The 25,128-nt window shown below is 63.3% G+C and carries 24 protein-coding genes and 1 tRNA gene; 21 read left to right on the top strand and 4 right to left on the bottom strand.

What is annotated here, in order from left to right; genetic code table 11:
• Positions 1 to 3: 3 nt before the first annotated feature.
• Complete coding sequence (locus HY058_02255) at positions 4 to 750, bottom strand: TetR/AcrR family transcriptional regulator (GenBank protein MBI3496106.1); 747 nt, start codon at positions 748 to 750, stop codon at positions 4 to 6.
• Between the two features lie 274 nt (positions 751 to 1,024).
• Between HY058_02255 and HY058_02250 the strand changes: the two genes are divergently transcribed.
• The 17 genes from HY058_02250 (at position 1,025) to HY058_02170 (ending at position 17,971) form a co-directional block, all read left to right on the top strand.
• Positions 1,025 to 2,146 carry a thiolase family protein gene (locus HY058_02250; protein MBI3496105.1) on the top strand — a complete coding sequence of 374 codons (1,122 nt, stop codon included), beginning with the start codon at positions 1,025 to 1,027 and terminating at the stop codon, positions 2,144 to 2,146.
• A gap of 3 nt (positions 2,147 to 2,149) precedes the next feature.
• Positions 2,150 to 3,301: a propanoyl-CoA acyltransferase gene (locus HY058_02245; protein MBI3496104.1), complete on the top strand. Its 1,152-nt coding sequence runs from the start codon at positions 2,150 to 2,152 to the stop codon at positions 3,299 to 3,301.
• A gap of 12 nt (positions 3,302 to 3,313) precedes the next feature.
• On the top strand, positions 3,314 to 4,252 hold the full coding sequence (locus HY058_02240; GenBank protein ID MBI3496103.1) for an OB-fold domain-containing protein: 939 nt from the start codon (positions 3,314 to 3,316) through the stop codon (positions 4,250 to 4,252).
• Positions 4,253 to 4,292: 40 nt separating this feature from the next.
• Positions 4,293 to 5,123, top strand: a complete 831-nt coding sequence (locus tag HY058_02235; GenBank protein ID MBI3496102.1) for an MBL fold metallo-hydrolase — start codon at positions 4,293 to 4,295, stop codon at positions 5,121 to 5,123.
• A gap of 10 nt (positions 5,124 to 5,133) precedes the next feature.
• Positions 5,134 to 6,678 carry an AMP-binding protein gene (locus HY058_02230; GenBank protein MBI3496101.1) on the top strand — a complete coding sequence of 515 codons (1,545 nt, stop codon included), beginning with the start codon at positions 5,134 to 5,136 and terminating at the stop codon, positions 6,676 to 6,678.
• 12 nt (positions 6,679 to 6,690) lie between these two features.
• A complete protein-coding gene (locus HY058_02225; GenBank protein MBI3496100.1) occupies positions 6,691 to 7,485 on the top strand; it encodes an enoyl-CoA hydratase/isomerase family protein in 795 nt (264 codons plus the stop codon).
• Positions 7,486 to 7,487: 2 nt separating this feature from the next.
• Positions 7,488 to 8,678, top strand: coding sequence for an acyl-CoA dehydrogenase (locus HY058_02220; GenBank protein ID MBI3496099.1), 1,191 nt, complete (start codon positions 7,488 to 7,490; stop codon positions 8,676 to 8,678).
• A gap of 8 nt (positions 8,679 to 8,686) precedes the next feature.
• Positions 8,687 to 9,823: an acyl-CoA/acyl-ACP dehydrogenase gene (locus HY058_02215; protein ID MBI3496098.1), complete on the top strand. Its 1,137-nt coding sequence runs from the start codon at positions 8,687 to 8,689 to the stop codon at positions 9,821 to 9,823.
• A 2-nt stretch (positions 9,824 to 9,825) separates the two neighbouring features.
• The gene (locus tag HY058_02210; GenBank protein MBI3496097.1) at positions 9,826 to 10,863 is read left to right on the top strand and encodes an alcohol dehydrogenase catalytic domain-containing protein; all 1,038 of its coding nucleotides are present in this window, start codon (positions 9,826 to 9,828) and stop codon (positions 10,861 to 10,863) included.
• Entirely contained in the window at positions 10,853 to 11,758 is a 906-nt protein-coding gene (locus HY058_02205) for an alpha/beta hydrolase (protein MBI3496096.1), read from the top strand. Before HY058_02210 ends, HY058_02205 begins: the two co-directional genes overlap by 11 nt.
• Complete coding sequence (locus tag HY058_02200; GenBank protein MBI3496095.1) at positions 11,752 to 12,624, top strand: branched-chain amino acid ABC transporter permease; 873 nt, start codon at positions 11,752 to 11,754, stop codon at positions 12,622 to 12,624. The genes HY058_02205 and HY058_02200 overlap by 7 nt, the downstream gene beginning before the upstream one ends.
• 20 nt (positions 12,625 to 12,644) lie before the next feature.
• Positions 12,645 to 13,592 carry a branched-chain amino acid ABC transporter permease gene (locus tag HY058_02195; protein ID MBI3496094.1) on the top strand — a complete coding sequence of 316 codons (948 nt, stop codon included), beginning with the start codon at positions 12,645 to 12,647 and terminating at the stop codon, positions 13,590 to 13,592.
• Positions 13,582 to 14,361: an ABC transporter ATP-binding protein gene (locus tag HY058_02190; GenBank protein MBI3496093.1), complete on the top strand. Its 780-nt coding sequence runs from the start codon at positions 13,582 to 13,584 to the stop codon at positions 14,359 to 14,361. Before HY058_02195 ends, HY058_02190 begins: the two co-directional genes overlap by 11 nt.
• Entirely contained in the window at positions 14,354 to 15,064 is a 711-nt protein-coding gene (locus HY058_02185; GenBank protein ID MBI3496092.1) for an ABC transporter ATP-binding protein, read from the top strand. Before HY058_02190 ends, HY058_02185 begins: the two co-directional genes overlap by 8 nt.
• 118 nt (positions 15,065 to 15,182) lie before the next feature.
• Positions 15,183 to 16,334: an ABC transporter substrate-binding protein gene (locus HY058_02180; GenBank protein MBI3496091.1), complete on the top strand. Its 1,152-nt coding sequence runs from the start codon at positions 15,183 to 15,185 to the stop codon at positions 16,332 to 16,334.
• A gap of 73 nt (positions 16,335 to 16,407) precedes the next feature.
• Positions 16,408 to 17,199 (top strand): enoyl-CoA hydratase/isomerase family protein, encoded by a 792-nt coding sequence (locus HY058_02175; protein MBI3496090.1) that lies wholly within the window; start codon positions 16,408 to 16,410, stop codon positions 17,197 to 17,199.
• A gap of 16 nt (positions 17,200 to 17,215) precedes the next feature.
• Complete coding sequence (locus tag HY058_02170) at positions 17,216 to 17,971, top strand: EthD domain-containing protein (protein MBI3496089.1); 756 nt, start codon at positions 17,216 to 17,218, stop codon at positions 17,969 to 17,971.
• Between the two features lie 273 nt (positions 17,972 to 18,244).
• Here the strand turns inward: HY058_02170 and HY058_02165 are convergent, their stop codons facing one another.
• Positions 18,245 to 19,627: a DUF1488 family protein gene (locus HY058_02165; GenBank protein ID MBI3496088.1), complete on the bottom strand. Its 1,383-nt coding sequence runs from the start codon at positions 19,625 to 19,627 to the stop codon at positions 18,245 to 18,247.
• 212 nt (positions 19,628 to 19,839) lie between these two features.
• Here HY058_02165 and HY058_02160 point away from each other — a divergent pair, with 212 nt between their 5' ends.
• Entirely contained in the window at positions 19,840 to 20,040 is a 201-nt protein-coding gene (locus tag HY058_02160; GenBank protein ID MBI3496087.1) for a hypothetical protein, read from the top strand.
• Positions 20,041 to 20,319: 279 nt separating this feature from the next.
• On the opposite strand, the gene HY058_02155 is transcribed toward HY058_02160, so the two are convergent.
• Positions 20,320 to 21,306 carry a site-specific integrase gene (locus HY058_02155; protein MBI3496086.1) on the bottom strand — a complete coding sequence of 329 codons (987 nt, stop codon included), beginning with the start codon at positions 21,304 to 21,306 and terminating at the stop codon, positions 20,320 to 20,322.
• Positions 21,307 to 21,425: 119 nt separating this feature from the next.
• A tRNA-Ser gene (locus HY058_02150) sits at positions 21,426 to 21,515 on the bottom strand.
• A gap of 204 nt (positions 21,516 to 21,719) precedes the next feature.
• Between HY058_02150 and HY058_02145 the strand changes: the two genes are divergently transcribed.
• The 3 genes from HY058_02145 to HY058_02135 all read left to right on the top strand — a co-directional run bounded on the left by HY058_02145 (position 21,720) and on the right by HY058_02135 (position 25,097).
• Entirely contained in the window at positions 21,720 to 22,715 is a 996-nt protein-coding gene (locus HY058_02145) for a lytic murein transglycosylase (GenBank protein ID MBI3496085.1), read from the top strand.
• A 39-nt stretch (positions 22,716 to 22,754) separates the two neighbouring features.
• A complete protein-coding gene (locus HY058_02140; GenBank protein MBI3496084.1) occupies positions 22,755 to 23,783 on the top strand; it encodes a septal ring lytic transglycosylase RlpA family protein in 1,029 nt (342 codons plus the stop codon).
• An 81-nt stretch (positions 23,784 to 23,864) separates the two neighbouring features.
• Positions 23,865 to 25,097, top strand: coding sequence for a D-alanyl-D-alanine carboxypeptidase (locus HY058_02135; protein ID MBI3496083.1), 1,233 nt, complete (start codon positions 23,865 to 23,867; stop codon positions 25,095 to 25,097).
• Positions 25,098 to 25,128 lie beyond the last annotated feature (31 nt).

Below are 25,128 nucleotides of genomic sequence, written 5' to 3'. Positions count from 1 at the left end.
CAATCAGCCTTTCCGGCCAGCTGCCTTCTTCATCCGCTTCCCGGGCCTGAGCTCGTTCGTCGGCAGCAACGTCATGACGCGCTCGATCATTGAGTCGACCGCCTTCATTAGGTTCGATGGCTTTCGATAGAGCAGCCAGGTGATGATGACCTGGTTAACGCTGCCGGTGAGGATCGCAGCCATCTCATAGGGATTCCGCTCGGCCTGCCATTCGCCGCCGGCCGCGCCCTGGCGCAGTAGATAGACGATGACGCGGACGTAGTCGTCGAGCGCCTTGCGGACCGGTGTCTGTCCGATCATGACGCTCGGCCAGATCTCAAGGTAGAGCATCCGTGCCCATTCGGGGTTGCGCCGGGCGAAGTCGGCTGCGAGCCAGAGATAAAGGCGAAGACGCTCCCACGCGGTCTTCTTCCCGACCGCGGCTTCAGCATATTCGCTGAAGAACCGGCCGAGATGCGAGGCCGGCACCGCATAGGCAAGGTCTTCCTTGCTCTGGTAGTATTCGTAAATCGAGGAGACCGGCATGCCCGCCTCCGCGGCGACGTCGCCGATGCGGGCGCGAGAGATGCCGTCTCGGGCAAAAACCCGAATGGCGGCTCTCAGGATCTCCTGCTCACGCCGCTTGCTGCGGTCCTGCTTGCGCTCGCTGGTGTCCTCCCGGCAGCGATCGGCGGCGGCGGTGACGAAGCTTCCGAAATCGTCGCCCGTAATCCGGGCCTGCAGCGCCGTCTCGCGAAAATCCTTGGACATCGATTAACCCTTTAAAACCCGAAACATATTCGGATCCATTAGTATATTGCCTCTCCCGGTCACGGCGCAAGATTCCAGTAAAAACGCGGCTAATCACCGTTCCAACGTCTCCGTCGGTTTTCGCGTTCCCGATAAATTTTCGACTTTTGTGCTTGACAGCCTGCCTATCCAGTGGGCACTGTGCGTATCGCGAATGCAGCGCCGGACCTGTTGATTGTGCTGATTGCGGCGTTTGACGGTCCGGCTGGCCACCTATAGATGCGGAAATGAAGGCATGACGCCCAGCAAGGTAGCGGTGATTTCCTCCGCACAAACCGAACTTCGTTCGGCTTGGAGCGAGGCCCAGCACATTGATCTGATCTCCTCGGTGGTGGCGGGCGTGTTCAAGGGAACCGGGCTCGACCTGGACGACGTGGACTTCATCATCGACTCCGGCAGTGACGTCCTCGACGGCCGCAGCATCTCCAATTGCGGCTTCCTCGGCGCCATGGGGGCGCATCACAAGGAAGAGTCGCGGGTCGAGGAAGACGGTCTCTGGGCGGCGCTCTACGGTGCCACCAAGATCGCCGCCGGCGGCGCCGATATCGGCTTGATCATCGCCTATTCGAAACCGTCGGAATCCGACTTCAACGCCTTCTACGCGACCCAGTGCGAGCCGTTCTATCAGCGTCCGGTCGGCTTCGACCACCGCGCGGCCAGCGGCATGCAGGCGCAGCGCTATCTGGCCAAGCACAAGCTCGCGCCCAAAGATCTCGCCGGTCTCGCCGTCAAGCGGTGGTCCGACGCGTCGCGCTACGCCAAGGTTCAGATCCCGAGCGTCCCCAGCGAGATGGACGTGCTGGCTTCGGTCAACGTCGCCCGGCCGCTCACGAAGCTGATGATGTCGCGCCCGGTCGACGGCGCGGTCGCGGTGCTGCTGGTCTCCGAGGAGATCGCGCGTCGCATCAACCGGACGCCGGTCTGGATCACCGGGCTTGGCGCTTCGGCCGACCGCCATTCTTTCGCAGCGCGCAGCGCCGGCGCCCTTGAAGCCTGCGAGAAGGCGGCGAAGACCGCCTATGCGCGCGCCGGATGGAAGAGGCCGGAAGCCTCGCTCGCCGAACTTGGCGCGTCCTCGGCTGTCGGCGAGCTCATGGTCATGGAGGCCTTGGGCTTGGCCAAGCCGGGCCACGGCATCGATTTGCTGAAGAGCGAGGGCGGGACCGTGGTCAACCGCTCGGGCGGTTCACTGCCGGCCGATCCGATCATGGCGACCGGGCTCGTGCGTCTTGCCGAAGCGTCGCGTCAGCTGCTTTATCCGGACACTTACGACTTGCGGAACCCCTCCTCGGCGATCGTCCATGGCTGGGGCGGCGTCGGCATGCAGACGCATTGCGTCGTAACCCTGGAGGCCTGATCCATGGGTCGTCACGTTGGTATCGTTGGTCTCGGCCAGACGCATCACTCGCGCCGCCGAACCGATGTGAGCCAGGCGGGTCTGGTGCGCGAAGCGGTCGACCGCGCGCTTGCCGATGCGAAGCTTGCGATGGAGGACATCGACTCTGTCGTCGTCGCCACGGGTCCGGTGCTGTTCGCTGCGGTCAATCAGCCGGAGAAGTGGGTGTGCGACGCGATCGGCGCCTCGCAAAAGCCGCTCGTGCGCATCACCAGCGGCGGCGGCACCGGTCTCGCAGGGGCGCTTGCCGGCTACTACCAGATCGCCGGTGGCTTCGCCGAGCGCGTCCTCGTCGTGGCATACGACAAGCTGTCGGAAGGCGCCCTGCAATACTCGATCTCGACGCTCTACGATCCATTCTGGGGTCGCGAGTTCGCCGTCGGCATCATGGGATTTTCGGCTGCCTACTGGCGGGCGCGCATGGATGTGCTCGGTCATACCGAGGAAGCGGCGGCGATGGTTGCGGTCAAGAACCGTAAGAACGCCATGCGCAACCCTCATGCTCACGTAAAGAAGGAAGTCACGGTCGAGGAGGTGCTGGCCTCCAAGCCCTTGGCCTGGCCGATCAAGCTCCTAGACGTGCCGCCGATCTCCGACGGGGCCGCGGCGATCGTGCTGTCCTCGGAAAAGGCGGCCGCGAAGTCGACGGACCGGCCAGCCTGGATCCGCGGCATGGGCTATTTCTGCGAGGCGGACAACGCACCGTCGCGCTCGATGGTGGTCTCGGAGCCGCTGGCGATCGCGGCGCGCCGCATCTATCGCGCGGCCGGCATCACCAATCCGCGGCGGCAATTCGACGTGGTCGAGGTGCAGGAGCCCTATACCTGCTTCGAGCTCAGCTATTACGAGAGCCTTGGGCTCTGCGCACCGGGCGAAGCGGCCGCACTGATTAAGTCCGGCGCGACCCAGTTCGATGGCGACATCCCGGTCAATCCCTCGGGCGGCTGCGCCGGCGCAAATCCAATAGGCGCCGCCGGCCTGATCCGCGTGATCGAGGCCGCTTCCCAGGTGATGGGCAAGGCAGACCAGATGCAGATCCCCGGCGCCAAGCTGGCTCTTGCCCAGTCCGGCGGTGGTTGGGCGAATCTGCGCGGGCTTGCCGTGCTCGCGGCTTAAGGAGACCTGGCGATGCTACCGATCCCGAGCGCTCATCCGATCGACATGCCGGCGTTCAAAAGCGTCCTGTCGATGCCCTATACGCTGACGCCGGGCAAAGCGGTTGGGAGTTTCCTCGCCGAGATCGGCCGCCGTCGCATCGTCGGATCCAAGTTCAAGAAGAGCGGCAAGGTCGTGGTGCCCGCGCAGGATTTCTGCCCGTTCTCCGGCGACTCCGAGTTCGAGCTGATCGAGGCGCCCACGACCGGAGCGCTGACCGCATTCACCGAAACCGACGCCGGTATGATCGGGCTCATCCGCATCGATGGCTCGGATGTGGATTTCCCGCATCGACTGGTCGGCGCGGCCTATGGGGACCTTTCGGTCGGGATGCGGGTCGAGGCGGTTTGGGCGCCCGACGTCGAGAAGAGCATTCTCGGTATCGAAGGCTTCCGCCCCGCACCGAACGCGCCGGTCGGCAAGATCCGTTCCCTGGAGGCGCCCGCCGCGCCGATCGAGGTCGTCCCCTACACGCTCGACCTGCACTACGAGCACGCCTTCGGGCCGTACTACGGCCGTCTCTTCGACGAGATCAAGACCAATCGGCGCATCATGGGGGTGCGCGCACCGGATGGTGATGGCGCCTTCCTGCCGCCGCGCGAGATCTGCGACATCACGCACAAGCCGACCGGCACCTGGGTCGAGGTCAAGCAGACCGGCACGGTGCGCGCCATGTCGGTGATCTATCTCGAGTTCAAGGGGCAGAAGCAGCCGCCGCCCTATATCTATGCGGAGATCATGCTCGACGGCGCCACCACGCGGCTCATCCATACTGTGGCCGGCCTCGACATGAAGCGCGCGAAGGAGCTGGTGAAGCCGGGTACGCGGGTTCGTGCGGTTTGGCGCGACAAGCGGACCGGCTCGCTCGACGACATTTCCCATTTCGAGATCATCGACGACAAAGCAGGATAACTGCGGAAAACCGCAGCGCTTCGTGTGGGAGGAACGGCAGATGTTCGAGATCCACTCGCTCAGACTGGGAGAGCTGTTCATTCCCCAGGGTGGCGGCATCGTTCGCGAGCCGATCCACACGTGGTATGCGACGAACGGGAAGGTTCGGCTGCTCGTCGACACCGGCATGCCCGATCCGCCGGAGGTGAAGAGGCGCCTCAACATCGAGAGTGAGGGCGGTGGCCACGACGCGCTCCGCCGAGCCCTGGGGACGGTGGATGCGAAGCCCGAGCAGATTGACATCATCATCGTGACCCATCTGCATTTCGATCATGCCTGGAACCTGGATCTCTTTCCGCAGGCCTGCGTCGTCCTGCAGCGGGACGAGATGTTCCATGCGATCGATCCGGCTGCGACGCAACGGATCTTCTATCTGAAGGAAACCGTGATCGGTCTCCTCAACCGCAAACGACCTTCGCAACTCCGGCTCGTCGACGGAGATCTCGAGCTGATGGACGGCGTGCAGCTGCTCAAGGTGCCGGGGCATACGTTTGGCATGCACATTCCCGTCATCACCACGAAGAAGGGAAGAGCGGCGATAGTCACTGATCTGGGCGACCACTACTCGAACTGGTATCCGGCCGATCCGCGGGCGACGAAGAAGCCCATGCGGTTCCTCACCGGCACCTTCCTGCCGCCCTCGATCCGCAGCGAAAGCGAGCGCATGACGATCGCCAGCATGCAAAAGGTGCTGGATGCCTCGGATGTCATCGTGCCGGCGCACGACTTCCGCATTCCCAGGCACATGCCTGAGGAATGGTTCGACGTGCCGGACTCCACCGAGGGCGACCTGAAGCACGTTCCGCCGCCGCCGCGCGCGGCGGCGGAATAAGAGGCCACATATGGCCAATATCGCCGACCACCTATTTCGCCAGGCGCGGGAACGAGGTTCGAAGACGGCGCTCATCTTCGAAGAGCGACGCTATAGCTTCGCCGATATCGCCGAGCGCGTGCGCCGGCTTGCGGGTGGTCTTGCGATTTTGGGGGTCGATGTCGGCTCGCGTGTCGGGATCATGGTGAACGCGCGGCCCGAGTTCATCTTCTTCCAGCAGGCAGTCTTCGCATTGGGCGGAATCGTCTCCCCACTCAACATCTTTTATCGCAAGAACGAGATCGCGCACGCGATCCAGAGCTGCGATCTCCAGTTCCTGGTGATCGGGCGCGAGTTCCTGCCCAACCTCCCGGAGCTTGGTCGGGCGGGCACCGAGACGATGAGGCGTGTGGTCGTGATCGATCTGCCGCCGCAGGAGGAGTCGGGCATTCTCGTTTCCGCGGCGCGCCTGGAGAACGCCGGCAATCCGATTGCCGAGCCGGTCGATCTGGCTAGCGATGCCATCGGGCTGCTCCTCAACACCAGCGCCACCACCGGGAAAGCCAAAGGCGTGATGCTCTCGATCGCCAATATCCGGGCGAACTACGACCCCACACCAGCCTGGCTCGGGCTCGACGGATCGACCGTCACGCTTTGCGCACTGCCGCTCTACAACACCTTCGGTCTGAACCAGGGGATCAACGCGCTGATGGCGACCGGCGCCACCATGGTTCTGATGCGGAAGTTCGACGCCGGCCTTTGCCTGAAGGCCATTCAGGACCACCGCTGCACCTTCTTCCCCGGCGTGCCGACCATGCTGCAGAAGCTCTTCGACCATCCGGAAGCGCCCAGGTACGACTTGACGTCGATCCGTCGGGTCATGACCGGCGCGGCGCCGGTACCGGCGGCTCTCCTGGAGCGGATATACGCGTCCATGGGGCGCGATACCGTGGTCATGACCGGCTATGGCCTCACCGAGGCAACGGCAATCGTCTCGCTCGAGCACATCGAGCTCGGCCCTGACGGTCGAGTATTGCGACCGAAGTCGATCGGCAAAGTGCTGCCTGGCATCGAGATGCGACTCGTGGCCGAGGACGGCCGCGAGGCTACGCCGGGCGAAGTCGGCGAGATCTGTGTTCGTGGTCCAAACGTCATGCAGGGCTACTACAAGATGCCTGACCAAACCGCGATCGCGATCCGCGACGGCTGGCTGCATACCGGCGATCTCGGCCTCAGGGATGTGGACGGACACGGCTACATCGTGGATCGCAAGAAGGACGTGATCATCCGCGGTGGCCAGAATATCTACCCGGTCGACATCGAAGAAGTGATCTACCGGCATCCCGGCGTGAGAGAGGTCGCGGTCATCGGCGTACCGGATGACACCCTGGGCGAGACGCCCGTCGCCTTCGTGGCCCTGCAGACACCGCAGTCGACGACAGCCGAGGCGATCATCGCATACTGCAAGGAAGAGCTCGCCTATTTCAAGGTTCCATCCGCTGTCCATTTCCTGCCTGAGCTGCCGAAAGGGCCGACCGGCAAGATTCTGAGACGCGGTCTGAGGCCGCAGGGATGATTGGGGAGAACGATTTTGTCCTTTGAAACCCTGCTTTATGACGTGTCCGAAGGTGTCGCGACCGTCACCTTCAATCGTCCCGAGGTGTTGAACGCGACCAACGACCAGTTCTACAAGGAACTGTCCAGCCTCATCCGCGAGATGGCGGAAGACAAAAACGTCGTCAGCATCATCATCACCGGCGCCGGCCGGGGCTTTTGCGCCGGCGCCGACGTCAAGTCGATGAACCCGGACATGAAGCTCTTGGATCGGCGGAAACGGCACCGAGGAATTCTGGCTGACGTGCTTCGCCCTCTAGTCATGCTGGAGAAGCCGGTGATCGCCGCCGTCAACGGCCCGGCGGTCGGTGCTGGATTCAACCTGGCGCTGGCAGCCGACATTCTGATCGCCAGCGAGGCAGCCGTCTTCAGCCAGATCTTCACGAGGCTCGGACTCGTGCCCGATCTCGGCGGCTTCTACCTGCTCACCCGCGTCGTTGGGCTCAACAAGGCGAAGGAGCTGTGCTTCACCGCCAAGAAGATCGGCGCGGAAGAGGCGCGCTCGCTTGGTATCGCCAACCATGTTGTCCCGGCAGCGCAGCTGATGGACGAGGCACGGAAACTCGCCCGCGAAATCGCCGCAGGTCCGCCGACGGCGCTGGCGATGACAAAGTCGCTGCTTAATCGCTCGTCGACCTCGACGCTCGAGCAGATGCTTGACTACGAGAGCTACGCGCAGACGCTGGCCTATACGACGCCGGAGCATCGCGAGGGGGTCGCGGCGTTTCGCGAGAAGCGAGCCCCAAATTTTCGTCAGAGCGAGGGCTGACGATGGACTTCGCTTACAGCGCCGAAGACCTCAAGTTCCGCGACGACCTCCGTCGATGGCTGACAGCGAACCTGCCCGCGGGCTGGGGCAGGACCGTGTTCGAGCCAAAGGATGAGGATGAGCGCGCCCGCTTCCGTCTCGACTGGGAGAAGAAGCTCTTCAAGGGTGGCTGGAACGGCATCGCCTGGCCGAAGCAATACGGCGGTCGCGGCGCCACGCTGATCGAGCAGGGGATCTTCGCCGAGGAAATGGCGCGGGCGCGGGCACCCGAAGGGCTCAACATCATCGGCCGGAACCTGACCGGCTCGACCCTGCTGCATCACGGGACCGAGGCGCAGAAGCAGCGCTTCCTGCCGAAGATCCTGTCGGGCGAGGAGGTCTGGTGCCAGGGTTTCTCCGAACCGAACGCAGGATCCGATCTCGCCTCGGTCAAGTGCCAGGCGGCCCGCGACGGCGATCACTTCGTCGTCAACGGCCAGAAGATCTGGACCAGCTTCGCGCAATACGCGCAGTGGTGCATCCTGTTGGCCCGCACCGATCCGTCGTTGCCGAAGCACAAGGGCATCAGCTTCCTTCTCGTCGACATGAAGACACCGGGCATCACCATTCGGCCGCTGAGGCAGATCTCCGGCGAGAGCGAGTTCAACGAGTCCTTCTTCGATGATGTCCGCGTGCCGGCGCAGAACCTGGTCGGCGAGCTCAATGGCGGCTGGAAAATCGCCATGACCACGCTCGCCTATGAGCGGGGACCGGAGGATGCGCTCGGCCGCCAGATACGCTTCAAGCTCGAGCTCGATCAACTCCTCGAGACAGCGTCGACCCTGAAGCGCGGCGGCAAGGCAGCCATCGATGACCCGGTGCTGCGTCAAAAGCTGGCGAAGTCCGTGGTCGAGATCGAGCTGATGCGCCTCAACTGTCTGCGCAGCTTCAGCAAGTCGTTGAAGGGCGAACCGCCGGGCCCAAGCGCTTCGATGCTGAAGCTCTACTGGAGCCATGTGACGCAGTCGATGTACGAGACTGCACTGGAGACGCTGGGTCCGCTGGCGCCGCTCGGCGAAGGGGATTCATTGTCCCCGGCCGACGGACGCTTTCAGCTGAGCTTCCTGCAGTCGCGTGCCTTCACCATTTACTCGGGCTCATCGGAGATCCAGCGCAACATCATCGCCGAGCGCGTGCTCGGCCTGCCGAAGTAGCGCCCACCATGGATTTCGATTTCAGCTCCGAGCAGTACATGTTCCGAGAATCTATCCGCGGTTTCCTCGAGGAGAGCTACGATCTGAAGAAGGTCAGCGCCTTGATGGCGGGCGAAGGCCGTGATCCGCGCTTGTGGTCGAAGCTGGCGGAGCTTGGGTGCTTCTCCATGTTGGTGCCGGAAGAGCATGGGGGACTCGGCCTATCCTTCGTCGACCTGGCGCTCGTGATAGAGGAATTCGGCCGTGCCCTCGTTCCGGCGCCGGTGGTGGAGACCATCGTCTCGACCGACGCCGTCGCGCGCTTCGGCACGGAGGCACAGAAGGCGCAGCTACTGCCGTCGATCGCCGAGGGCAAGCTGACGATGGTGCCGGCGATCGCCGAGGCGGAGGCCGGTTTCAGCCCCGACGATATAGCGATGACAGCGGAAGTGGCCGGAAACGGCTGGAGCGTGAGTGGACGGAAGATCCTGGTTCCCCATGCGAAAACCGCCGATGTCCTCCTGGTTGCGACGCGCTTTGGTACTGACGGGAAACTCGGCCTCGTGCTGTGCGAACCGAGCCGCAGTGGCGTGAGCCTCCGCCGGCATGAGGCTTTCGACCCTGCCGGCCGCTTTTACGAGGTCTCCTTCGACAGGGTGCGGATCGTCCGCGACGAAATCCTCGGCGGCGATCCCTCCGGCCGATCGGTTGAACGGCTTTTGGATGCGAGCGGTGCCGCCGCCGCGATGCTGATGACCGGTGTGGCCGGCAAGATGCTGGACCGGTCCATCGACTATGCGGCCCAGCGCATACAGTTCGATAAGCCGATCGGCTCGTTCCAGGCGATCAAGCACAAGTGTGCCGACATGGCGGTGGCGATCGAGGCCAGCCAGTCCGCCGCCTATTACGCCGCCTGGGCCCTCGCCGAGGAGGCGCCGGAGCTGACCAAGGCCGTTTCGATCGCCAAGTCCTTCTGTGGCGATACCGCGCGCCAGGTCTGCAACGAGGGTATCCAGATCCATGGCGGGATCGGCTTCACCTGGGAGCTGGGCCTGCACCTCTACCTTCGGCGCGCCAAGGTGCTCGAATACTCCTATGGCGATGCTGCCTATCACCGTGAGCGCGTGCTCGCCTCGGCGCTGGCCGAGATCCAGAGGAGAGCCTAGCCATGCGCGCCGTGGTTCTTCCAAGGTTCGGCGGGCCGGACGTCTTTACCTGCGAAGAGGTGGCACGACCGATTCCCGCACCCGACCAGATACTGATCCGGGTGGCGGCCTGTGGCGTCTGCGGCCACGACCTGCTCAACCGTGCCGGCCACTTCCCGCACACCAAGCTGCCGGCGGTAATGGGTCACGAGATCGCCGGAACGGTGGTCGAAACCGGCGCGCTGGTCACGCGGTTTAAACCAGACGACCGCGTCGCCGTGATCCAGCGCCTGGCCTGCGGCCTCTGTGCACTCTGTCGGAGCGGGCGGGAGAATTTGTGCGTGTCGGGTCCCGGCTTCTATGGCGAGGGCATTTCCGGCGGCTATGGCGAGTTCGTCCTGGCGTCCGAGCGGAACGCCACAACGGTGCCGGCAGGCATCCCGCTGCATCTTGCGGCGATGGTGAGCTGCGCCATCGGCACCGGCTACCACGCCCTGCACCGTGCACGCCTCGCGCTTGGCGACACCGTCGTGATCACGGCGGCCAGCGGCGGCGTCGGTATCCACACGGTCAAGCTCGCCAAGCTCATGGGGCTTCGGACGATTGCGGTCTCCAGCTCGGCCTCCAAGGTCGAGCGATTGCGCGAGGCCGGTGCGAGCGAGGTGGTGGTGTCGGCGGACATGGCGTTTCACAAGGACGTGCGGGCGCTAACCAACGGCGATGGCGCGGACGCGGCCATCGAGATCGCTGGAACGCCCACCTTCAATGCCAGCGTACGGTCGTTGAAGGCCGGCGGTCGGATGGTCATCGTCGGTAACGTCGATCCGGGCAATGTTGCCATCAACCCGGCAATGGCGATCCTGAAAGAGCTCGAGTTCATCGGCAGCGCGCATGCGACCTTGTCCGACCTCAAAGCGGTCCTGGGTCTGGTGGCGAGAGGAGAGATCACGCCGGAAGTGGCCGCGAGCTTCCCTGTGGCCGAAGCGGCCGCGGCGCACAGCCTCATGGAGGCACGCAAGGCTGCCGGCCGCGTCGTCCTGATGCACGACCATGCTGGCTGACGGTAACGATCAGGTCCCGATTTATTCGACGCGACGGCCATCGCGCTGCGAACGGCTGTCGATTCGCGGTGTCGGCTACAACCTGCGCCGATGGGGCCGGGCCGACGCGCGACCGATCCTGTTCCTGCACGGGGGGAGGGACAGCTCCATCACCTTTCAGTTCGTAGTCGACGCGCTGACGCAGGACTGGTCGGTCATCGCCCCTGATTTCCGCGGGCATGGCGGCTCTGAATGGAGCACGCAGGGCTATTGGTTGCACGAGGTCCTCGCCGATCTCGACGCGCTTTTTCTCCAGGTTTTGAGCGACCGCCCGACTGCGGTCGTAGGTCACAGCATGGGTGGCAACCTTGCCAGCATCTATGCCGGACTGCGTCCCGACCGCGTGAGCAAGCTCGTCTCCCTGGATGCGTTCGGGCCGCCTCTGCACCAGGTGCCGGCGGACATGAGCGCCGTGCTGGGCAGGTATTTGGATCGAATAAGGCAGCCACGTGAGCCCATCGCCTATCCCTCGATTGCCGCCATGGCCCAGCGGCTGCGGCATGCCAATCGCAGGCTCGAACTCGACAAGGCGATGTTCCTTGCCGAGCATTCGAGCTCGCGGCAGGCCGATGGGAGCTATCGATGGCGCTTCGATCCCAGCTATCAGGGCTCACTGCCATCTCTCCATCACATGGATGAGTGGCGCGCTATTTGGTCGCGAATTCGTGCTCCGGTGCTGTGGATCGCCGCTGGCGATCACCGCGCCAATGCGCCGGGAAGCGATCCCGAGGTGTTGGCGGCGCGGCGGGAGATGATGCCGTCGCTGGCCTTCGAGCGAATACCCGATACCGGGCACAATCTTCACCACGACGCGCCGGCGACGGTCGGCCAGCTGATCGAGCGCTTCCTGTGCTAGCGCAACAGCTCGCCAATGGTCTGGTGCTCGGTGGCATCTACGCGCTGTCGGCGCTGGGATTCACGCTGATCTTCGGAGCCGCGCGCGTCGTCAATTTCGCCTATGGCGAGCTGCTGATGCTGGGGGCGTTCTTCACCTTCACCATTATGAGCTATCTGGACGTGCCGTTCTTTGCGGCGCTCCCATTCGCCATGGCCGGCATCGCTCTGGTCAGCGTCATCATGTTCTACACGACGCTGAAGCCGCTGATGCAAGGGTCTTTCACGTCCCTCCAGGGCGAGCTGCAGATCATTCTGGCCACGCTCGGTCTCCTCTACGTCTTCCGCGAGGCGGCGATCATCACCTGGGGTACGGCACCTCGCCAGATGAGCGCGGGCATTACCGGGATCGTCGAAGTCGGCGACGTCGTGATGACCAACCATCGCCTCGCGGTCCTCGGCATTACGGCGCTGCTCGTCGTCGGCCTCTATCTGCTGCTGTACAAGACCAAGATCGGGAAGGCGCTTCGCGCCATCGCCCAGAACCGCCATGGCGCCGAGGCGATTGGCCTCAACGTCGACCGTATCGTGGCCGTGGCCTTCGCCATCTCCGGCGCCATGGCATGCGCCGCCGGCGCGCTCCTCGGTACGCTTTATGCCGTCGAGCCGTCGATGGGCGGCTCGCCTCTGATCAAAGCCTTCATCATTGTCATCTTCGGCGGCCTCGGCAGCGTTCCCGGCGCCGTTGCCGGCGGTCTCGCGATCGGCCTCTTCGAGAACCTGACCGGTGCTTACATCAGCTTTGCCTTCAAGGACGTCTTCACCTTTTTCCTGTTGATCGCCATCCTACTCGTTCGCCCTTCCGGACTGTTCGGGAGGGTGCACTGAAGAAGGTCCTGATCGGCGGAGTGGTGCTTCTGCTGGCGGCGGCCCCGGCCGCGCTCGGCGATTACCAGATCTATCTGCTCACGCTGACCCTGATCTGGGCGATTCTCGCGCTCAGCATGGGGCTGGTTCTTGGCTTCGTCGGACAGATCAACCTGGGGCAAGCGGCGTTCGTTGCGATCGGCGCGTACGTCTCGGCCCTGTTGCGGATCAAGCTCGGCTTCGACTTCTGGCTTGCGGCTCCGATTGCGCTCGCAGCCGTGGTGATCGTCGCCGCGCTCGTCGGACTCTTGACCCTCCGGCTCCGGGGCCCGTTCTTCATCCTCGTCATGTTGGCCTTCGCCGAGATCGTCCGTCTCGTCATCGCCAACTGGCAGGATATGACCAATGGACCGCTCGGCTTGCGGCCGGTAGCCCCGCCGGAGCCGATCCTGGGGCTCAGCTTCGATACCAAGACGTCGTTCTACTACCTCGTGCTCGTCGTCCTGGGCGCGAGCCTGCTGGCACTCTGGCGGCTGGTGCTGAGCCGCACCGGCCGCATGCTGATCGCGGTGCGCGAGGATGAGATCCTGGCCGAATTCGTCGGCATCCCGGTCATGCGCCACAAGGTGATTGGGCTCTGCATTGCCGCCTTCGTCTCGGGATTGGGCGGGCTCTTGCTCGGGCCGTTCCTCACCGTGCTGGCACCGAGCCAGTTCACCATCTCCGCCTCGGTCGACATGATCGTCATGGTGGTGGTCGGCGGCGTCGGCACCCTCATCGGCCCGCTGCTGGGAGCAGTCTTCTTGGTCTATGTGCCGGAGCTGCTGAGCTTTACCACTCACTACCGCCCGGCGATGATGGGCGTGCTTCTCATCCTCGTCACGCTGTTCGCACCGCAAGGACTGGTCGGTCTCGCTCAAATCGCCCGTGCGAAATTGACTCCCTGCAAGCCGGCCAACGGAGCCAAGGAGCAGCGCCATGCCGGCTGATGCTCCGTTTCTTTCCGTCGACGCGATCGCCAAGGAATTCGGCGGCGTTCGCGCCGTCAACGGCGTTTCCTTCGATGTTGCCGCCGGTGAGATCGTCGGTCTGATCGGGCCCAACGGGGCCGGGAAGACGACGACCTTCAACCTGATCTCCGGTCGTTTTCCTGTGAGCGGTGGCGAGGTTCGACTGGAAGGCAACCGCATCACCGGCCTCCGGCCGGACCGCATTGCTGCGCTCGGCATCGCCCGCACGTTCCAGGGGACGCGTATTTTCCCCAAGCTCACCGTCGAGGAGAATCTTCGCACCGCGCTCCTGGCCGGCAACAGGGTCGGCTTCTGGGCGGACTGGCTGCATCTGGCACCGGCTCGCGCCGTCGAAGGGGAGACCCGCGGGCGCCTGCGGACGGTCCTGGACTTCGTGGGCCTCGGCTCCCAGGCGGCAAACCTGGCCGGCTCGATGGCCTACGCGCATCAGAGCCTGCTCGGCATCGGCTTGGCGTTATCGCTGAATCCGCGCCTGCTGCTGTTGGACGAGCCGTTCGCCGGCATGAATCCGCGCGAGACCATGGAAGCCGCTCAGATGGTGCGACGCATCCGCGATACCGGAGTCACTGTGCTTTTGGTCGAGCATGACATGGCCGCGGTGATGGGCGTCTGCGATCGCATCGTTGTCCTTGACCAGGGGCGGAAGATCGCCGAGGGCAAGCCGGCGGAGATCCGCACCGACCGCACGGTCATCGAGGCCTATCTGGGAACCGACGACGATGCTTAAGATCGAGAACCTGCGCGTCGCCTACGGCCCGGTGCTGGCTCTCCACGACATCTCGATCACCGTCGGCGAGGGTGAGATCGTCACCGTCATCGGCGCCAACGGCGCCGGCAAGTCGACGCTCCTGAAGACCATTTGCGGGATGCTGCAGCCGGTCGGTGGGACGATTTCGCTGCGCGGCAACGCGACCGCCGGCCTGCCGTCCTCTCAGCTGATCAAGCGTGGCGTCGCATTGGTGCCCGAGGGCCGCCACGTTTTCCCCGATATGACGGTTCGCGAGAATCTGGACCTCGGCGCCTACTACCGCACCGACAATGCGGTGAAGGCGGATATGGAGCGGGTGCTCGACATTTTTCCGATCCTGCGCGAGCGCTTGCGTCTGCCGGGTGGCAGCCTGAGCGGCGGGCAGCAGCAGATGCTCGCCATCAGCCGCGCCATCATGAGCCGGCCGAGCCTGCTCATGCTGGATGAGCCATCCCTGGGCTTGGCACCGGCGATCGTGCAGCAGGTCGGCCGCATCATCCGCGAGCTCAACCAGGCAGGCACCACGATCCTGCTGGTCGAGCAGAACGCGCGCATGGCGTTGAAGCTCGCCAATCGCGCCTATGTCCTGGCGACTGGCCGGTTGGTCAAAAGCGGCACCGGCAGGGACCTGCTCGATGATCCTGCCGTCCAGGAGAACTACCTCGGAGGGCTCGCCGCGTGATGCCCTCGGTCGCCTACACGCTTCAGTCGCACGCCGGCGCGACCGAAGCGCTGTCCCATTAAAGCGCGCACACCGGCAGATCTCTTACCAAACCCAGACTGATGGAGAAGGAAACGTCATGACCAAACGTACGAGATTCACCAACCCGATCGCGGCCACGCTGGTCGCCGTCGCGGCCCTGACAGCGCCTGCATCGGCTCAGGAGACCCTGAAGCTCGGCTCTATCTTCGCGCTCTCGGGTCCCAATGCGTCGATCGGCAAGGAGTCGCTCGGCGGCACACAATATGCCGTGGACAAGCTGAACAAGGCGGGCGGAGTCGAGATCGGCGGCAAAAAGTACAAGATCGAGCTCGTCAACGTCGACGACGAGTCGAAAACCGAGCGGTCGGTCGCCGCCGCGGAAAAGCTGGTCGGCCAGGACAATGTGCCGGTGATCTTCACCCCTCCTTCCAGCACCACGACCTTGGCGGTCCTGCCCATCGCCGAAAAGAATAAGCGCATCGCCATAAGCTTCGTTGCCGCCGCGCCACAGGTCGTTTCGCCCGAGTTCAAATACAGCTTCCGCACCACGCTCACCTCGATCATGAACGTCAGCCCGTCGGTCGAGTACCTGATCAAGGAGAAGGGCGCGAAGTCGATCGCCTATCTCGGGCGCAACGACGACTGGGGCCGTGCCGCTGGGCAGGCGATCGCTGCCAAGGCGACCGAGCTCGGCTCGAAGGTCGTGGTGGCGGAGTACTTCGACACCGGCTCGACCGACTTCTATGGTCTGCTCACCAAGGTGCGCGCCTCCAATCCGGATGCGGTCGTCGGCGCCGCCTTCGTCGAAGACGGCGTTTCGATGATCAAGCAATACCGCGAGCTGCAGCTGAAGCCGGCGTTCCTCAGCGTCGCCGTGATCTGGGCATCGCCGACCTTCATCAACGCCGCCGGTCCGGCCCTTGACGGCGTCTACATCTCGACCGGCCCGACCACCTCGACGTCGCCGGAGCTTGCCGCGTTCAAGGATGAGTTCAAGAAGGCGACGGGCGGCGAGGCGCTCCCGTTCGGCATCACCGGCTATGACAATGTGATGATCGTCATCGAGGCGATGAAGAAGGCCGGCACGACCGATCCGGAGAAGGTCGCTGCGACTCTCCGCAACTTCCAGCACAAGGGTCTGCTGCAGACCTATAAGTTCGACAACTCGCAGCAGTCTCAGGTCGTCATCAACGTGAACCAGATCAAAGGCAAGGACGTGAACGTGATCTCCTCGCTGGTCACGAATTGACGGCCTAAGCCAGACCTCGATGGAAAGCCGGTGCGGGCTACAGCTCCGGCTTTCTCATTGAGCGTTTACGACGATGACCAACCGCGAACCACTGCAGATCTCCATCGAGAATGGCTTGGCGGTCCTCACGCTCAACCGGCCGGAGGTGCTGAATGCGATCGACGTGCCTTTGGCTCAGGCGCTTTTGGCCGCGGTGGAGAGGATCGAGACGGGCGCCGGCGTTAGAGCCATCCTACTGAGAGGAGCAGGGCGAGGTTTCTGCGCCGGCGGCGATGTGTCCAAGTTCACCGGCATCGACGGCCCGCATGCCGAGGTCGCAGACCGAACCATGCGGCATTTCCACCCGGCGATCCGGGGCTTGGCGCTTTCGCCGGTTCCGACGGTCGCCATGGTGCATGGCGCGGTGGCCGGCGCGGGGATCGGGCTGATGCTGGCCTGCGACTTCGTCGTCGCCGCCGACACCGCGCGCTTCTCGCTGGCTTATGCCAAGATTGGCGCGTCGACCGATGACGGCGCGTCGTGGATCCTGCCTCGGCTCCTGGGCTTGCGGAAGGCCAAGGAGCTGGCGATGCTTTCCGACCGCATCGATGCTGCGGAGGCGTTGCGGCTGGGTCTCATCAATCGCGCTGTCGCAGGCGAGCGGCTCGAAGACGAGGCGATGGCTCTTGCGCGTCGCCTCGCTGCCGGCCCGACCACGGCCTTCGGCATGATCAAGCGCCTGATGGATGACTCCTTCTCGCGCGACCTCTCCGCTCATCTGGAGATCGAGTGCGAGGCCTTCGTCAAGACCGCGCGAACAGCGGATTTCGACGAAGGCCTTGCGTCCTTCTTCGGCAAGCGAGAGCCGAAGTTCAGCGGCCGATGATCAGGAGGGCGGCGGAATGCCGGTTCGAAAGCAGTTCAGGAAAATCGCCTTCCTCACGCCGCGCCCGGGCCTGTCTCTCGATGCGTTCTACAGCTATTGGCGCGGGACGCACGGACCCACCGTCGCCAATTCGCCCGGATATGCCGCCTATCGGACGCGGTATGCGCAGAATCATAAAATCACGGACGGACCGGTCGGCAATCCCTTCCCGTACCCCGGCATCGCCGAGTTCCACATCCCCGGCGACGGCTCGAACGAGGAAGCGTTTGCCCAGACGTCGATCTACCGCGACCGCATCCGCGTGGACGAGCTCAACTTCATCGACATGAACAACACCGTGTCCATGACCGCGGTCGAGGATGTGCGGCGCGTGGGCAGGGGCAAGGCCAAGCTCATGATCATTTGCAGCCGGGCGAGCGGGGTCAGCCGCGATGAGTTCGATGCATGGCTGACGGGCGCCTATGCAGAGGCGATCCTCAAGACTTCGAAATGTTTTTCCGGCAAGCTGAAGGGCTGGACCCTCAATCACGTGGTCGAGGGCTCGTTCCGGCTGCCGGGAGCGCGGCCGGTCGAAACGGGCGCCGTCGATTGCGTGCAGGAGCTCAGGTTCGACTCCGCATCGGAGATGGCTGAGGCCTACGCATCCCCAGGATATCGCGCCCTAATCGAGCCATTGTGGCGGCGCATCCTCTCAGACGGCCACACCTTCTCGTTCCTTGCCGAGGAGGTCGTCTTCTTCGATCAAGGCCGGTCACTGGTTGGTCGGCAATGACCACCGTGCTTCCCCTTTTGTCGACAGGTTGCTGACCGCCGCGCGGGTTATTGGCTCCAGCAACACGGGTAAATCCGAACGACATCCAGAGTTCGCGGGGCGGAGACCTGAACACCCTTGTCGGCTTCGACGAAGTCATCCTTCGGCGCCAGTGACGTTTGGCGGATGGGGTGGGATTCGAACCCACGCGACCCTTGCAGGTCTGCCGGTTTTCAAAACCGGCGTACCCGCAAGGGTACCGTGGGCACGTGATAGGATGTTGGGATCGCCGTGCTACGTCGATCGGCGCTTGCGCTTGGCGCTGGGCTCAAGCTTGGCGCGAAAGGACTCAAACTCCAGCGTGCCGAGAAACAGCGTCGGCTCGGGGCTGCTGAGCGGCTCCTTTAGATACTTGTGGCGCAGCATGGCCTCGAACTCAGAACGGTTTTTGTGGAAGAGCTCGACGCGTTGGGCCTGCGTAAACTTGTCGGCGCCGTAGCGGTCATCGAGTGTTTCACGACTGATGACACAGAAGATTGGATTGCCGTCCTGGTCACGGGCAGTAAAGACGACGCTTGCGCGTTCCAAGTCGTAGCGAGGACGGATGTCTTCAAAGTGAAGTGCCGCACCAGGCACAAGCGCACGGGGGGCACCAATGCGCTGGAGTAGCCGATCGCGGACCGCAAACCCCAATGAGGCGAGAGAATCAAAAAGTTCCTTGCGCCATTTGGGCCCGCGCTCATAGGCCTCGTTCCAGGCCGTGAGAAGACTGCCGTTTCGATCGGGCAAGATAGCATCGACGAGGGCTTCGGCTTGGATGAGGTCTTTCACGACCTTTCCCGAGCCTGTGTGTCGTCCTTGCGCGACGATGAGCTTGTGAATTGCATATCGGGCTGGGTCAGGCACCGTGACCCGGATGCCGGCGTCATAAAGAAGGACAGCGGGGACGGGCTGATAAATGAGATGGTCTAAGTGACGCAACGCGGTCGCATGCGTGCCGAGCGCGGGCAAAAGTTGTGGCGTATCGGTGTTAGGACCACGGTTAGTGGTTAACACGTCGACCTGAATTCCGGCCGCCGTGTAGGTAGTTGTAGCGGTCTTGCTGGCGCGGTGTGGATTGGCTCGCGCCTTCGGGTCAACACGGCGCAGCACGTCGAGAAGATTGAGATGTTCATCTTTCAGCGCAAGCGAGATTGCGGCGTCTTGCGCAATATCGAGATCATTGGTGGCGAAGGATTGAATTGGAAGGCGAACGCCGAGCATGGCGCCGTAGGTTTGATAGGCGATGGTGCCGACGAGGACACCGCGCAGGCGGAAGAAGCCCGCATCCGCCAGTGCCATCATGATCTGTGCAACCGCGTCGGTTGGTTTGACGAAATATCCCGACCTAAGAAGGGTCGAGACTAGATTCTTGCGTTCGGCAAGGTCGTCGCGGCGCTGCTTGTGATTTGCAATGCGCGTGAGCAGTTCATCGGTTTCGGGCCCGACATAGATCTGTTTGCGAGCTCCGTCTTTGTCACGTACCTGTCGGTACCAGTAGGTTCGATCTTTGATCCTCTTTGAAATGAAGGTGCCGGTTTCATTTGGAGGAAATTGTTGGTTGAAATCGGCATCGGATGTCCGTTGCAGCAACTCAGCGTAGGCGAGCTGAAGGATTTGGGGGACTGGTGATCGCATGGTGTGGTTATACTTAGATTCAGAAATGAGTATAACTCTCTAAGGTTCCCCATCGTCTAGCTAGTTATACGCAGGAATCCCTCTGCGTATAACAGAAGGTTCCCAAAACCGGCATTGGGGCAATCCAACCGCGGCCTCCTATGCACACCTTTTATACAGCGCGCCGCACTCACCTCTTGTTCCTGCAATGTTCTCGCGGTAGGCTTGATCCTATGGAGCTTGAGCCGCCGCCCCGCGATGACGTCATCTCCTTCATCCGCATGGCGCTCCGCTGCTCCCCGATGTTGACGCGCAAACAGCGCGAGCAGGGTGCGCTCGAGATTATCGCCAAAGACATTGCGGAGCATTTCGAGCTCTGCGGCTATCAAGTTTACGGCCGGAGGAGCCAGCATCCGGCGATGATCCGACATTAACCACCATAGCGTCGCGACTGGTAACGCTGATGCGCGTAAATCCATATCGGCGACGGTCGTTGTTTTGCTCGCAACTCTCTACCTTCTCTTAATCAGCATCGAGGCCGACGCCATGACACTCGCAGCAACCCGCCATCAGATCGCAGTTGTGCCGGTGCACCACGCGATCGCGCGACTGTCAGCAGCGCTCGAGCCGGAAAAGCGGGGCAGGGGGTGGTTGCGGTTGGGCATTGTTGCAGCCGTCGTCAGCGTTGCGCTCGTGGCCGCGTGGTGGCGCTTCTAGCCTAGCTTCCGCGCAAGATCCGTCGCCCGCAAATGCGTGTAGCGCTTCAGCATGACGAGCGTCTTGTGTCCGGTGATCGCCGCCACCTCCATGATACCGAGTCCCTTTTCAAAGAGCCTGCTCGTCGCTTCATGGCGGAGATCGTGGAAGGTGAGATTCTTGATGCCGGCACGTCTCACGGCATCTGAGTAGGCTTGTTTCAGCATATCGGGCGTGATGGGGAATACCTGTCCGTCGATAGAGCGCGGAACGCCCTTTAGGACTCGGACGGCCTTCGTCGAAAGCGGCACGTCTCGTGGACTGCCATTCTTTGTGTCTGGAAGCCGCGCAACACGAGCATCGATATCGACGTATTCCCAGCGCAAGTTCAGTATTTCAGACAATCGCATTCCCGTCTCAAGCGCAATTCCTACAACACCTTCAAGCCATGGGCTGCGGCTGGTGACGCAAGCTTGGAACAGCTTGGGTTCCTCTTCGCGCGCGAGCCTCCTCTCGCGTCCCTTGGGCAAGCTCGGCTTCCGTATCGTTGAAATCGGATTGACCAGTCCTTCTAGGCTCCATTCTCCGGCTGCGATCGTGAAGAGATGCGAAATCAGATTGAGATGATTTCGCACTGTGCTGGCGGCGAGGCCATCTTCGAGCTTCTTGTCGCGCCACTCGGCGAAATCCGCGCTGCGGAGAGAGGCGAGGGCGCGTTTCGCTAGCGGATCCGCTCGCCACTGTTTGATGCGATAGGTCTCCTGTCGCCAACCCTTCTTCTTGCGTGTGATCTCTTTCTCGTAGCGCTGTAGTGCGTCGCTCAACGATGTGCGTTCCGCTTCGATGCGCGACACGAACACGCCGCGATCCATCTCGTTCTCGACGCTGCGCGCCCACGCTTGCGCTTCGGCCTTCGTGTCGAAAGTTTTCGACTGCGATGGATATCCATCGCGTCGGATTTTCGCCTGCCATTGCCACGCGCCGCGCTTCGTGATGCTCGCCATCTTGGGACACCAGAGTGCGTTTTTACTGTCCCAAGTGTCCCAAAACTGTCCCAAAAAATCAAATCGCCGCCGGATGGTTTTTGGCGGCAATCTGTTAACATATTGATATTATTTGTAATTGGCGGATGGGGTGAGATTCGAACTCACGGTACCCTTGCGGGTACGCCGGTTTTCAAGACCGGTGCCTTAAACCACTCGGCCACCCATCCAATGCCAGGCGCCGGCCGATGCTATCCGCCGAGGGGTGCCGAGGGAAAGCCGCGCCTGCGCCGGCCGGCGCCCCGAGTCGGTTGCGGATGGACGCGGATCGGCCCGGCTGTCATGGGTGTGGCGGGCGCGCCTTGGCTCTTGTATAGAGCGGCTTCCCATCGCCCGGCTTGGCGAGGCTACCCTTCGTGGTGAATATTCCTCGCATGAGACCGAGTTCGCCTCTGTCGCTCTGGGTCGCGGTTGCATTTTCGAGCTTGGTTGCGATTGCCGCCTCGGCCATGCCCGTGCGGGCCAACGAGCTGTCCTTTGCCCAATGGTTGGACGGCTTCAAGCGCGAGGCTGAGGAGAAGGGCCTGTCTCCCGCCACCCTCGATCGGACGCTTGCCCGGGTGCAGCCGATTCCCCGCGTGCTCGAGCTCGACCGTCGCCAGCCCGAGGTCACGCTCACCTTTCAGCAATATATCGAGCGGGTGATCAATGACCGACGGGTAGAGACGGCAAGGCGGCTCTTGGGCGAGCACCGTCCGCTCTTGGCGCGTGTCAGCCAACGCTATGGGGTGCAGCCGCGCTTCATCGTGGCGCTCTGGGGTATCGAGACCGATTTCGGCCGGTTCACCGGCGATTTTTCGGTGTTTGCCGCCTTGGCGACGCTCGCCTATGACGGCAGGCGCAGCAATTTCTTTCGGGGCGAGCTGATGCAGGCGCTCCGTATTGTCGAAGCGGGCTATGCAACCCCGGAGCAGATGCGCGGCTCCTGGGCGGGTGCCATGGGCCAAAGCCAGTTCATGCCTTCGAGCTTTCTCAAATACGCCGTCGACTATGAAGAACGCGGCCGCCGCGACATCTGGACCTCGCTCCCCGACGTCTTTGCCTCGATCGCCAACTACCTGAAGGAGAATGGCTGGCAGGGGGATCAGACCTGGGGGCGGGCGGTGAAATTGCCCCAGGGCTTTGATGCAGCGCTTGTCGGTCTTACCGTCGCCAGGCCCCTGCCGGAGTGGCACGCGCTCGGCGCTAGACGGCCCGATGGCGGGCCGCTACCGGCGCGCGAGCTGCCTGCCTCGCTGGTGCTTCCCGGCGGCCCGGAGGGGCCGGCTTTTCTCGTCTACGGCAACTACCGTGCGATCATGCGCTACAACCCCTCGATTTTCTATGCAACCGCCGTTGGACAACTTGCAGATCGAATAGAGGGCGGTTAATCTACTAAATCTGCTATTCAGGCGGCCCGAGACCACTACATAATGCGTCGAATTCGATTTGCTGCGGTGCTCGCGGCGCTTCTCACAACCCTCCTCGGCGGCTGCGCCGAGACCCAGCTTGCTGCCCAGGCGGTCAAGGGCATTCCCAGCTCCGGCAAGGGCCAGGGCATCTACAAGGTGGGCGATCCCTATCAGATCGGCGGCGTCTGGTACTACCCGAAGGCCGATTACGGCTTTGACGAGACCGGGATCGCCTCTTGGTATGGCGAGGATTTCCACGGCAAGCTCACCGCCAATGGCGAGCTCTTTGACTTGAACCGGGTGAGTGCCGCGCATCGGACCTTGCCGATGCCGAGCCTGGTTCGAATCACCAATCTCGAAAACGGCCGCTCGCTGGTGGTGCGGGTCAACGACCGCGGGCCGTTCGCCCGTGGCCGCATCGTCGATGTGTCGCGCCGGACGGCACAGCTCCTCGGCTTCGAGCGCCCCGGCACCGCCAAAGTGCGGGTCCAGATCCTCGCCGATGAGAGCCGGCAGATCGCCGAAGCCATGACCAAGGGACAGAGCGAGCCGCAACTCGTCGCCTCGGCCGGCAATCCCATCGCCGATCCGGTGCAGAGCCGTCCTGATCTGCCGGTGGCGGCCCCCCGCTCGGCGGTCGCCGTGCAAAGCCTGCCGCTTCCCGGTGTGGCGGTGCCGGTGGCGCCGCCGCAGCTGCCGGCAGCGCCGCGAGGCGTGCTCACCGGGCCGGCACCGGCCGCCCCGGGGCCATCGGCCTCGGCGCAACCGACCTTGCCCGGGGCCAGCGAAACTGCCGTCACCATGGTGCCGGTCACCCCGACGCAGATCTTCGTGCAGGCCGGCGCTTTTCAGAATGTCGCCAACGCCGTCAGGTTGAGCGCGCAGTTGGCAACCGTCGGCCGCTCGATCGTGGCGCCGGCGACGGTGCGGGGCCAACAATTCTATCGGGTCCGTTTCGGTCCGTTCGACACCTCCGATGAGGCCGATCGGACGCTCGACCGCGTCATCGGCGCCGGTTTCCCCGATGCGCGCGTGGTCGTGGAATAGCGCCCCCGTTTCGGCGCTTTTGTCGGCTATTGCGAAGTGCCTAGGAAGAGCGAGTGTGATGCCATGAGCATGTCTTTCGCGATGCGTCCCATCGTCCTCGGGTTGCTGGCCTGGTGCCTCGCTACCGGGGGCGACGCGTTGGCCCAGACGCGCCGGCAGGCGCCGGCGCAAAAGCCGCCGGCGCAGGGTCAGGCGGCGCAGCCGCAGTCCTCGGCTCCCGCTTCCAGCGCTTTTCCGACGATCGAGACCCAGGCCCGGCAGGCCTTCATGATCGATTTCCAGACCGGAACCGTGCTCTTGGACAAGAATGGCGACGAGCTCATGCCGCCATCCTCGATGAGCAAGATCATGACCGCGCTCATGGTCTATGAGCGCCTGAAGCGCGGCGAGATGGCGCTCACCGACGAGCTGCCGGTGAGCGAGCGCGCTTGGCGCATGGGCGGTTCCAAGATGTTCGTGATGGTCGGGACCCGCGTCAAGCTCGAGGATCTGCTACGCGGCATCATCGTCCAATCCGGCAATGATGCCTGCGTGGTGGTGGCCGAAGCGATCGCCGGCAACGAGGAAGCCTTCGCCGAGATGATGACCAAGCGCGCCCGCGAGCTGGGCTTGACCAAGAGTGTCTTCAAGAACGCCTCGGGCTGGCCGCATCCTGAGCATCTGATGACGGCGCGCGAGCTCGCCATGCTCTCCAAATACCTGATCGAGAACTTCCCGGAGTACTACCACTACGATTCCGAGATCGATTTCACCTACAACGGCATCAAGCAGGGCAACCGCAATCCCTTGCTCTATCGCGGCCGCGGCGCCGACGGCCTCAAGACCGGACACACCGATGCCGGCGGCTACGGCGTCACCGCCTCGATGCAGCGCAGCGGCCGCCGGGTCATTTTGGTGGTGAACGGTCTGCCCTCGATGAAGGCGCGCGAGAGCGAGGCCGAGATGCTGATGGAATGGGGATATCGCGAGTTCGAGAACTACACCCTGTTCAAGGCCGGCGACACCGCGCAGACCGCCGCCGTTTGGCTGGGCGGCGCCAAAAGTGTGCCCATGGTCGCCGCCCAGGATCTGAGCGTGACCTTGCCGCGCCGCGCGCGGCGCGACATGAAGGTGACGGCGGTCTATGAGGAGCCTATTGCCGCTCCGATTGCCAAAGGCCAGGAGATCGGCAAGCTGGTGGTGACCGCGCCGGGCATCGAGAGGCGGGAGCTGCCTCTGGTCGCCAGCGCCGCAGTCGACAAGCTCGGTCCGATCGGGCGCATCGGCGCGGCGGTTTCCTATCTGATCTGGGGTGCTGCACCGATCAAGCAGTAGCGCCAAGCGGTTTCCGCGGCCAAGATCCGGA

Source organism: Pseudomonadota bacterium (assembly GCA_016195085.1).
GTDB lineage: Bacteria > Pseudomonadota > Alphaproteobacteria > SHVZ01 > SHVZ01 > JACQAG01.
This window is presented reverse-complemented; position numbering and strand designations above follow the sequence as displayed.

Excerpts from the sequence above, each read along its gene's own strand:
- HY058_02255 (MBI3496106.1), bottom strand. The coding sequence starts at position 750 with ATGTCCAAGGATTTTCGCGAGACGGCGCTGCAGGCCCGGATTACGGGC.
- HY058_02250 (MBI3496105.1), top strand. The coding sequence starts at position 1,025 with ATGACGCCCAGCAAGGTAGCGGTGATTTCCTCCGCACAAACCGAACTT.
- HY058_02245 (MBI3496104.1), top strand. The coding sequence starts at position 2,150 with ATGGGTCGTCACGTTGGTATCGTTGGTCTCGGCCAGACGCATCACTCG.
- HY058_02240 (MBI3496103.1), top strand. The coding sequence starts at position 3,314 with ATGCTACCGATCCCGAGCGCTCATCCGATCGACATGCCGGCGTTCAAA.
- HY058_02235 (MBI3496102.1), top strand. The coding sequence starts at position 4,293 with ATGTTCGAGATCCACTCGCTCAGACTGGGAGAGCTGTTCATTCCCCAG.
- HY058_02230 (MBI3496101.1), top strand. The coding sequence starts at position 5,134 with ATGGCCAATATCGCCGACCACCTATTTCGCCAGGCGCGGGAACGAGGT.
- HY058_02220 (MBI3496099.1), top strand. The coding sequence starts at position 7,488 with ATGGACTTCGCTTACAGCGCCGAAGACCTCAAGTTCCGCGACGACCTC.
- HY058_02215 (MBI3496098.1), top strand. The coding sequence starts at position 8,687 with ATGGATTTCGATTTCAGCTCCGAGCAGTACATGTTCCGAGAATCTATC.
- HY058_02210 (MBI3496097.1), top strand. The coding sequence starts at position 9,826 with ATGCGCGCCGTGGTTCTTCCAAGGTTCGGCGGGCCGGACGTCTTTACC.
- HY058_02205 (MBI3496096.1), top strand. The coding sequence starts at position 10,853 with ATGCTGGCTGACGGTAACGATCAGGTCCCGATTTATTCGACGCGACGG.
- HY058_02190 (MBI3496093.1), top strand. The coding sequence starts at position 13,582 with ATGCCGGCTGATGCTCCGTTTCTTTCCGTCGACGCGATCGCCAAGGAA.
- HY058_02185 (MBI3496092.1), top strand. The coding sequence starts at position 14,354 with ATGCTTAAGATCGAGAACCTGCGCGTCGCCTACGGCCCGGTGCTGGCT.
- HY058_02180 (MBI3496091.1), top strand. The coding sequence starts at position 15,183 with ATGACCAAACGTACGAGATTCACCAACCCGATCGCGGCCACGCTGGTC.
- HY058_02175 (MBI3496090.1), top strand. The coding sequence starts at position 16,408 with ATGACCAACCGCGAACCACTGCAGATCTCCATCGAGAATGGCTTGGCG.
- HY058_02170 (MBI3496089.1), top strand. The coding sequence starts at position 17,216 with ATGCCGGTTCGAAAGCAGTTCAGGAAAATCGCCTTCCTCACGCCGCGC.
- HY058_02165 (MBI3496088.1), bottom strand. The coding sequence starts at position 19,627 with ATGCGATCACCAGTCCCCCAAATCCTTCAGCTCGCCTACGCTGAGTTG.
- HY058_02160 (MBI3496087.1), top strand. The coding sequence starts at position 19,840 with ATGGAGCTTGAGCCGCCGCCCCGCGATGACGTCATCTCCTTCATCCGC.
- HY058_02155 (MBI3496086.1), bottom strand. The coding sequence starts at position 21,306 with ATGGCGAGCATCACGAAGCGCGGCGCGTGGCAATGGCAGGCGAAAATC.
- HY058_02145 (MBI3496085.1), top strand. The coding sequence starts at position 21,720 with ATGAGACCGAGTTCGCCTCTGTCGCTCTGGGTCGCGGTTGCATTTTCG.
- HY058_02135 (MBI3496083.1), top strand. The coding sequence starts at position 23,865 with ATGCGTCCCATCGTCCTCGGGTTGCTGGCCTGGTGCCTCGCTACCGGG.